Origin of the sequence: Mesorhizobium sp. M0621 (assembly GCF_040320745.1) — a bacterium.
Lineage (GTDB): Bacteria > Pseudomonadota > Alphaproteobacteria > Rhizobiales > Rhizobiaceae > Mesorhizobium.
This window is the reverse complement of record NZ_JAMYQF010000103.1, coordinates 1-8,498: the sequence shown is the minus strand read 5'-3', so window position 1 is coordinate 8,498 and position 8,498 is coordinate 1. Positions and strand designations below refer to the sequence as shown.

General features: G+C 61.5%; 11 protein-coding genes and 1 pseudogene. 6 read left to right on the top strand and 6 right to left on the bottom strand.

Annotated elements, in window-relative coordinates:
* Both NKI38_RS32950 and NKI38_RS32945 read left to right on the top strand, forming a co-directional pair.
* Positions 1-630: 2'-5' RNA ligase family protein (locus tag NKI38_RS32950; RefSeq protein ID WP_352664993.1), on the top strand; the 630-nt coding region annotated here is incomplete at its 5' end.
* Between the two features lie 130 nt (positions 631-760).
* Positions 761-1,114 (top strand): SnoaL-like domain-containing protein, encoded by a 354-nt coding sequence (locus tag NKI38_RS32945; protein WP_352664991.1) that lies wholly within the window; start codon positions 761-763, stop codon positions 1,112-1,114.
* A gap of 91 nt (positions 1,115-1,205) precedes the next feature.
* Here NKI38_RS32945 and NKI38_RS32940 read toward each other — a convergent pair whose 3' ends face one another.
* Together NKI38_RS32940 and NKI38_RS32935 are read right to left on the bottom strand one after the other, a co-directional pair.
* Positions 1,206-1,439 carry an SRPBCC domain-containing protein gene (locus NKI38_RS32940; protein ID WP_352664988.1) on the bottom strand — a complete coding sequence of 78 codons (234 nt, stop codon included), beginning with the start codon at positions 1,437-1,439 and terminating at the stop codon, positions 1,206-1,208.
* A 35-nt stretch (positions 1,440-1,474) separates the two neighbouring features.
* Positions 1,475-1,828: pseudogene (locus tag NKI38_RS32935) on the bottom strand (ArsR/SmtB family transcription factor); the annotation flags it as partial.
* Positions 1,829-1,988: 160 nt separating this feature from the next.
* Between NKI38_RS32935 and NKI38_RS32930 the strand changes: the two are divergent.
* Entirely contained in the window at positions 1,989-2,342 is a 354-nt protein-coding gene (locus NKI38_RS32930) for an ArsC family reductase (RefSeq protein ID WP_352664986.1), read from the top strand.
* A 229-nt stretch (positions 2,343-2,571) separates the two neighbouring features.
* Here NKI38_RS32930 and NKI38_RS32925 read toward each other — a convergent pair whose 3' ends face one another.
* From NKI38_RS32925 to NKI38_RS32915, 3 genes are read right to left on the bottom strand one after another with little or no spacing between them, the layout of a single operon-like run.
* Positions 2,572-2,925 carry a DUF488 domain-containing protein gene (locus NKI38_RS32925; protein WP_352664983.1) on the bottom strand — a complete coding sequence of 118 codons (354 nt, stop codon included), beginning with the start codon at positions 2,923-2,925 and terminating at the stop codon, positions 2,572-2,574.
* A gap of 19 nt (positions 2,926-2,944) precedes the next feature.
* Positions 2,945-4,201 (bottom strand): aminopeptidase, encoded by a 1,257-nt coding sequence (locus tag NKI38_RS32920; protein ID WP_352664981.1) that lies wholly within the window; start codon positions 4,199-4,201, stop codon positions 2,945-2,947.
* A complete protein-coding gene (locus NKI38_RS32915; RefSeq protein WP_352664979.1) occupies positions 4,198-5,190 on the bottom strand; it encodes a LysR substrate-binding domain-containing protein in 993 nt (330 codons plus the stop codon). Before NKI38_RS32915 ends, NKI38_RS32920 begins: the two co-directional genes overlap by 4 nt.
* Positions 5,191-5,285: 95 nt before the next feature.
* Here NKI38_RS32915 and NKI38_RS32910 point away from each other — a divergent pair, with 95 nt between their 5' ends.
* The 3 genes from NKI38_RS32910 to sbmA all read left to right on the top strand — a co-directional run bounded on the left by NKI38_RS32910 (position 5,286) and on the right by sbmA (position 8,153).
* Positions 5,286-5,513, top strand: a complete 228-nt coding sequence (locus NKI38_RS32910; protein ID WP_352664977.1) for a hypothetical protein — start codon at positions 5,286-5,288, stop codon at positions 5,511-5,513.
* A gap of 104 nt (positions 5,514-5,617) precedes the next feature.
* Positions 5,618-6,778 (top strand): YbfB/YjiJ family MFS transporter, encoded by a 1,161-nt coding sequence (locus NKI38_RS32905; protein WP_352664974.1) that lies wholly within the window; start codon positions 5,618-5,620, stop codon positions 6,776-6,778.
* 115 nt (positions 6,779-6,893) lie between these two features.
* Complete coding sequence (gene sbmA, locus NKI38_RS32900; protein WP_352664972.1) at positions 6,894-8,153, top strand: peptide antibiotic transporter SbmA; 1,260 nt, start codon at positions 6,894-6,896, stop codon at positions 8,151-8,153.
* Positions 8,154-8,304: 151 nt separating this feature from the next.
* On the opposite strand, the gene NKI38_RS32895 is transcribed toward sbmA, so the two are convergent.
* The coding region (locus tag NKI38_RS32895; RefSeq protein WP_352664969.1) for a transposase at positions 8,305-8,498 on the bottom strand (194 nt) is incomplete at its 5' end.

The window sequence follows — 8,498 nt, the reverse complement described above, 5'->3', positions numbered from 1 at the left end:
CAGCCTGCCAGCAGTGGCGCGCTGATCAGCCCGGCCCATGCCGGAGAGCACGGCGACCAATGCCGCCAGCTACACCACGCCGCGGGACACGATCTCCTAGCCGAAAGCACGATTGCTGGTCCTCTTGCGCGAAAGGCTATTGCCTTGAACCGAGAGTTGGGACTGCAAGGCTGGCTTGTTCCGGAAAAACACATCCATATCTCGCTGATCGGCCTTGGTGACCACAATGGGTATCCGGAAGGGCTGGTTGAAATCGCCAGGCATGTCGGCTCGATGATAGTTGCAAAACCCTTCGAGGTTTCGTTCGATCGCTTGTCGGCTTTTGGCGGCGGCTCGCTGGTCTTGCGCAACAGCGATGGCAATCCGCCACTGCAAAAGTTCTGGCGCGACCTGACGTCAGTGATTTCCGACAGCCCGTTAGAGCCCTTTCTCACGAAGTCCATCGAACCACATGTCACATTGCTTCGTGACGAAGTGCGTGTTCCCAAGATTCGCGAGCGGTCAATTGATCCGATCGGCTGGACTGTGCGGGATTTTACGCTGATCCACAGCCTCATCCGGAAGGGTGTCTATAGGGAGCTTGGACGTTGGCAATTGAGCGGCCAGGACGATGCCGTGGCCGCGATGTAGGAGCTTCAAATCATCTTCATTCCGCTCGGCATCCATCATCCTGACAGGCGTTGTCAGCTGCTTCGGGATTAACGATGGCAGGCCAGTCAGCTGTTCCCTATTTGCAATTCGTCTGAACGGAGGAACACAAATGACCATTGCAGAAATTGCCAAGGATTTCACCGAGCTGCTCAAGCAGGGCGACCACGAAGCTGCGGCCGAGAAATACAATGCCGATGACATTGTCAGCCTCGAAGCCATGGAGGGGCCGATGGCCATCTCTCGTGGCAAGGAGGCTCTCAGGCAGAAGGGCCAGTGGTGGCAGGAGAACAACGAAGTGCATGGTGGCTCGGTCGAAGGCCCCTATGTCAATGGCGGCCAGTTCGCGGTGCGCTTCAAGTTCGACATCACGCCCAAGGCTACCGGCGAGCGTGTCACCATGGATGAAGTTGGTCTCTACACGGTCAAGAACGGCAAGATTACCGAAGAGCGCTTCTACTACTAGGGTACCGCCGGCTTTCGGGAGCTTGCTCTTGTCGCTGGGTCGAAACAGGCATGGGGCCGGGACGATGTCCTAGCCGCCATGTGGGGGAGGCTCATATCGTCTTCAGGTGCTCCGCAAGCTGATCGGCCACCATGCCCCAGCCATCGAAGAAACCCATCTCCTCGTGGTTCTTTCGGGTCGCCTCGTCGCGATGGATGGCGGTGGCGGTGTAGCGCGTGCCTTTGCCGTCCGGTTGCAAGGAAATGACCGCAGTGATGAACGGCTCGCCTGACGGCCGGTAACCCGGCAGCAGCGCATCCGTCCACACCAGTCGCTCGTTCGGCACGATTTCGAGATAGCAGCAATGGCGGTCGTTGACCTCCTTTCGTTCTCCTTGAGGCTCATCACATAGGCGTCGAACTGGTCGAGACGGCGCTCCCACAATGCGCGCTGTTCGGCCAGCCAGTTTTCGGCGAGTTTCAGCGGCTCAGGCGCCAGTTGATAGGTCCTGACCCGGCCGGTCTTTTGCGAGCGCACCAGCCCGCAGCCTTCCAGAATCTTCAGATGTTCGATGAAGGAGGGCAGAGCCATGTCGAAAGGCTCTGCAAGTTCGCTGACCGAGGCAGGGCTACGGTTCAGCCGCTCCACCACACGCCGCCGCGTCGGATCGGACAGCGCGCGAAAGATGCCGTCGATCGGTGGAGGGCTCGGATTTGCGGTCTGGAGGCTCGTCATCGGTCATCCCGGGGTGCCGTCGAAAGCGGCTCGAAAGATACTTAGGAAAAATCCTTAGTGTTGGCAAGCCCAAAAGCACTGGGACACCGATGCGGCCGCTGGCAAAGCGCGTAGAGCATCCTTAATCTGAGTTAGATTCGAAGTCCGAGGGGCCACTGTTTTGACGATCACCATGTACGGCATCACCACCTGCGACACCGTCAAGAAGGCGCGCGTCTGGCTGGAGGGCCATGACGTGGCGTACCGGTTTCACGATTTCAGGGCAGAGGGGCTGGACGCCAAGCGGCTCGACGGCTGGGTTGGCAAGGTCGGCTGGGTAAAGCTGCTCAACAAGGCGAGCACGACGTTTCGCGAACTGGCGGAAAAGGACAAGCAGGGTCTGGACGAAACGAAGGCAAAGGCGTTGATGCTGGCCAAGCCGACCATGATCAAGCGGCCGGTGCTGGAACTGGGCGAGCGCGTCCTCGTCGGCTTCAAGCCGGATGTTTATGAGCAGGCGGTAGGTGAGAAGTAGGGACAGCAGGGCGGCGAAGCTGCCGATCTCCCCCCTTGCGGGGGAGATGGCCGGCAGGCCAGAGGGGGGTGTGACGGATCGCCATCTGTTGACGAAATTGTTCCGGTGCGAACCGGCCGAAGCATGAGGATGCGGTTGATTGACAGGTCGGCGGGACAGCACCCCCCTCTGCCCTGCCGGGCATCTCCCCCGCAAGGAGGGAGATTGGCCAATGGTCAAACGGTGGCCCTCAGCCTTCGCGCAGAAATCCCGCCAGCGCCACCGCATTGTTGTGCTTCTCATCATGCGCGCCATAGAGCAGTGTAACCTTGCCGTGGCGAAGCAGGCCGCGCAATTCACCCACCGCATCTTCATTCCCGTCCAGCTCAACTCGGTACCGCTTCTGAAACTCAGCCCAGCGCGCCGCCTCATGGCCGAACCATTTGCGCAGATCGTCGCTCGGCGCGATGTCCTTCAGCCACAGCGCCAGCGCGGCGTCTTGCTTGCTGACGCCGCGTGGCCAGATCCGGTCGACCAGAACCCGCTGCCCGTCATCGGGAGCGGGTGGCTCGTAGATACGCTTGACCGCCAGGTCGAAGGTCATCGGACCCTCCGTAAGCGGGTCAGGCCCACTCGCCCTTGCGCATGACAGGCACGCGGGCGCCGTCCTTGTGGATGCCGTCAATGTCGATCTTGTCCGAACCGATCATCCAGTCGATGTGGATGAAACTCTTGTTGCCGCCGCGCATCGCGATCTCGTCCTGGCTGAGCGAGGCGCCGTCGACGAAGCACTTCGAATAGCACTGGCCGAGCGCGATGTGACAGGCGGCGTTTTCGTCGAACAGCGTGTTGAAGAACAACAGCCCGCTCGCCGAAATCGGCGAGGAATGCGGCACCAGTGCCACCTCGCCGAGGCGGCGCGCACCCTCATCGGTGTCGAGCACTTTCTTCAGCACGTCCTCACCCTTCGAGGCCTTCGCCTCGACGATCCTGCCCGCCTCGAAACGCACCGAAATGTCGTCGATCAGTGTGCCCTGGTAGGACAGCGGCTTGGTCGAGGAGACATGACCCTCGACCCGCCTCGCATGCGGCGTGGTGAAGACCTCTTCGGTCGGGATGTTGGGATTGCAGGTGATGCCGTTCTTGGCGGTCGAGGCACCGCCCATCCATTCATGGCCGTCCGCCAGCCCGACGGTCAGGTCGGTGCCCGGCCCGGTGAAGTGCAGCGCATGGAAATTATGGCCGTTGAGCCATTCGGTCCGGCTGCGCAGTGCTGCGTTGTGAGCCTTCCAGTTGCCGATCGGATCCTCGACATCCACGCGCGATGCGGCGAAAATGGCGTCGGCGAGCTTTGCGACCGCAACATCGTCGGCATCGTCGGGGAAAACCTGCCTGGCCCAGGCGAGGTCCGGATAGGCGACGATGTTCCAGTTGATGTCGAAGCCGGTGATCTTTTCCAGCGCCGGCTGGTAAGCCATCGAATTGGCCTTGTTGGCGCGCGCCACTTTCGCCGGGTCCTGTGCCGACAACAGCGACGGATCCTCGCCGCGCACGGCAAGCCTGGCCGCATTGTTGGAGAAAGCTTTCGCCATGCCTTCGTAGAGCCAGCCGGCGGCGCGGTCGAAGCTCGCATCGGCGCCGAAGCGATAGCGCGCCAGCGTCATCTCGTCGTCGTTGAAGATAGGCGTCACCAGCCCGGCACCGGCCTTGTAGGCGTGTTCGACGATCCGCCTGGTCAGCGGCAGTGCCGCGATCGACGATGTCAGCACCAGATCCTGTCCGGGCTGCAATTGCAGCCCGACCTTGATGGCGACCTCCGCCAGCCTGTCGAGCTTCACCGGGTCGATCGATGCGGAAACGCCGCGCGAATGTGTGGTCATGATCCTGCCTGTCGTAGTTTGATATCCGACTTTACATAGACCGGTGCCGCAGTGCTTTCCACCGCGATCGCGCCGGCGGGTTCTGCGTTCACGGACCCGAACTGTGCCATGGTCGCCTCGATCTCTTCCCTGATCCAGACCTTGAAATCCCGGACCTTGCGGCTTTCCGTCTTGGCGGAGGAGGTTACCAGCCAATAGCCGAGGCCGCTCTGGGCGCGGATTCCGAACGGCGCCACCAGCCTTCCATCGGCCAGCGCATCGGCGGCGAGCAACTGCCAGCCCAGCATCACGCCGTGGCCGGCGATTGCCGATTCCAGGCACAGCATCGGGTCAGTGAAACGCGCGCCCTTCAGGAATGTGACGGGTGGAACGCCGGCTGTCTCGAACCAGCTTTCCCAGTTGATCATCGCCCGCTCGTCGGTGATCGCGCAGGTCTGGGCAAGATCCTCGATCGACTTCAGTTTTTTGGCGATCACCGGCGCGCAGACCGGGAAGACTTCCTGCGACAAGAGCAATTCCTTCCGTCCGCCCGGCCACTTGCCGTCGCCAAGCCGGATGGCGATGTCGATGTCGGAATGATCGAGATCGGCCAGCCGCACCGAAGCGTCGATGCGCAGCAGCACGTTGGGATGCCGGGCGAAGTGACGCGACAGTCGCGGCAAAAGCCACTTCGAGGCAAAGGCCGGCGCCACCGAAACCACCAATGTACATTGCGTCGCCTCATCGGCCAGCGCCACGGCCTGGGCAAGCTCGCGAAATCCAGCGCCGAGACGGGCCGCGAAAACGGCGCCGAATTCGGTCAGCACGAGACCGCTCGCCGTTCGTTCGAACAGCGCCTGGCCGAGCTGCTTCTCGGTGCGGCTTATCTGCTGGCTGACGGCGCTGATGGAAACGTTGAGTTCGCCGGCCGCCGCCGCCAGCGAGCCGAGACGGGCAACGGTTTCGACGGCGCGAAGGCCGTTGAGATGGACGCGGTTGAGCATGACCATTTGAGTTTTTCTAAACCGATCCGGCTGAAATCTCAATTGAAAGAGAGGTCGAAACGGCAGATTTTATCAGGGGAGACAGACCCGCGGAGCCGGAAATGCTAAGGATCTTGTCATCGTCGCTGAAGGTCTTTTTCGCTGCGAGTACGCCGTATGAGCCGCGCCGCGAGAGCGAGGCGCAGCGCTGGCTGACCGATCCGCTTTCGCATCCCGTGCTGAACACCATGTCGGAGCGCGAACTTGCCGACGTGCCGTTCAGGCTGACGGCGCGGCGGACAGTGCATGAGACGGCTTCATTGCGCGCTGGTTTCGGCGGACGCTGCTGAGCGGGCGCCAGGCGGTCCGGCTTGCGGAAAGTCGAGGCGAGGATCGCACTGGCCTAACGGATGGCGGATTGTTTCAGCGATCACTGCAATTATTGTGCGCTGCAATGACATCAGCCACCTCCACAGCGCTCCGTTTTACCTTCGCCGGCATGATAGCCATGGCGGTTGCCATGGGCATCGGCCGCTTCGTCTACACGCCGATCCTGCCCGGCATGATGCAGGAATTGCATCTGTCGCCGGCCGATGCCGGGTGGATCGCCTCCGCCAACTATCTCGGCTACCTCGTCGGCGCGCTGGCGGCGGCGGGCGGCTGGGCGCATGGGCGCGAGCGCCTGCTGATGCTGATGGGGCTCGGCGCCAGTGCGGTCCTGGCCGCGCTGATGGGACTGACCGATGCGATGGCCGCCTTTCTGGCCATCCGCTTTCTGGCCGGCCTGGCCAGTGCCTTCGTCATGGTGTTCATGGCAAGCATCGTTTTCAGCCATATAGCGGCTGCCGGTCGCGGCGATCTGCAGGCGTGGCATTTCGGCGGCGTCGGGCTCGGCATCGCGGTGTCCGCGGCGATGATGGCGTTGCTGGTCACCGAACATGCCGGCTGGGCGGCGGGCTGGTTGTGGTCGGCGGCAATCTCGGCTTTCGGTTTCGTCCTCGTGGCGTTGATGGTCAACGAAGGCCCGCTCAGCAATGGCGAAGTCGCCCGCGAGCCGCCATTGCAAATGGATCGGTCACTGATCAAGGTCATCATTGCCTATGGCCTGTTCGGCTTCGGCTATGTGGTGACGGCGACGTTCCTGGTCGCCATCGTCCGGCAAGGCGGCGGCAGCCGCGTCTTCGAGGCCATGGTGTGGATGGTCGCCGGCGTTGCCGGTTTCCCCTCGGTCTGGCTCTGGCAGAAGATCGCCGCCAGGATCGGACTCTATGCCGCCTATGCGGTGGCATGCCTGATCGAAGTTGCCGGCGTCACCGCAAGCGTGGCCATCGGCGGGCGCACCGGGCCGCTGCTTGGCGGTGTGCTTCTCGGCGGCACCTTCATTGCCATCACAGCGCTTGGCCTGCAGGCCGCGCGGCAGCAGGCGCCAAGCGCGCCGCGCCGGATCTTTGCCCTGATGACGGCTGCGTTCGGCCTTGGCCAGATCATCGGTCCGGTCGCCGCCGGATTTCTGGCGCAAATGTCCGGCGATTTCTTCCTCGCCTCGATCGCCGCCGCCATCATGCTGGTCGTCTCCGGCGGCCTCACATGGTCGGCTGCGCCAAAATCGCCATGATTGTGGGGTTGCTCGGTGCCGGGCATCGGGCACGGGCATTTTCTTTCCAGCTAATGTGTGACTTTATGCCCGCCATAGTCAGCAGATTTGCGCCTAGATCGAGGAATTCGTCACAGTGTTCGTATCATTTTTCCCGCAGCCGAAGCTCTTCTTCTCTTCGGCAGCCGTCTGGAGCCTTGCGGCGATCCTGTTCTGGTTTTTCGGTGGTGAACAATTGGGCGCGGTTTTCGGACTGCCGCCCGCCGCGGCAGGTACGCCGCCCATCATCGGCATCGCCATTCTCATGTCGCCGCCGTTTCTATGGTTTTATCTCTATTTCGCGTTCTGCGTGGCCGTCTTCTATGCGTTTTGGAGCTGGTATTCGCCACATCCCTGGCAGCGCTGGTCGATCCTGATGACCGCAGTCATCCTGTTCTTCATCTATTTCAATGTGCAGGTCAGTGTCGCCGTCAACGCCTGGTACGGGCCTTTCTTCGACTACGTACAGGGACTGATGTCCGGGACTGGAAAATCGACCAACGCCGAATTCTATATCGGATTGGCCGATTTTTCGTGGCTCGCGCTGGTCGGCATGAATGTGCAGGTGGTCAATGCCTTCATCGTCAGCCACTGGATCTTTCGCTGGCGCACGGCGATGAACAATTATTTCGTCGAGAACTGGAGCAGGCTACGCCATATCGAGGGTGCCTCGCAGCGTATCCAGGAAGACACGATGCGGTTCTCGCAGATCATGGAGGATCTCGGCTCCAGCTTTGTCCAGTCGATTATGACGTTGATCGCATTCCTGCCGGTCATGATTCAGTTGCAGGCTCACATCAGCGAGTTGCCGATTGTCGGCGCGATCCCACAGCCATTAGTGGTCGCAGCCCTCGCCTGGTGTCTGTTCGGAACGATCTCGGTCATGATTGCCGGCTTGAAGCTTCCGGGATTGCAGTTCCGCAACCAGCGCGTCGAAGCCGCCTATCGCAAGGAACTCGTCTACGGCGAGGATCACGCAGAAAGGGCTCAGCCAGCCACCACTGCCGAGCTGTTTGCGAACGTTCGTCACAATTATTTCAGGCTCTATTTCCACTACATTTATTTCAACGTCGTCCGTTACACATACCTGCAGGCCGACAACATTTTCTCGCTGCTGATCCTGGGTCCGTCGCTGGTTGCGCACAAGATAACGTTCGGCGCGCTGAACCAGATTTCGAATGCATTCGGTAAAGTGACGGGGTCTTTGCAGTTTCTGCTCACGTCCTGGTCGACCATCGTCGAGCTGCAATCGGTCCACAAACGCCTGCGCGCCTTCGAGGCGACCCTGCTCGGCGAGCCGCTACCGGACATCGATCAGCGCTATTTGGCAAAACAGGGCGTTGAAGATCCGGCCTAACCCGGATATCTCACACAGTCTTTCGGCGCGAGGCTGGCGGCAGCGATTTTACCGGCGCTTGAGCTGCGGGCAAGGGATGTCCGCCGCTTGGAGCGGTTGGTGTGGTTCGGCGCTGTTTCCTTGCTGTTGACGGAGGGGTGGATCGGGCCGCTCAGGCGGCGGCTGCCGAGAGCCGGGCATAGGTCAGGGCCCATTCGCGCTGGAAGGGGCAGGCTGAGTTCATGGCCAGCTTGATGCGGCGCACCGAGATGCTGACCAGGGCGCCGATCTTGAACAGCTTGAGACGGATGGTGGCGCAGCTTGCCCTGGCGAGCCGTGTATCCACCAGGCCGATGCGGCGCAGCG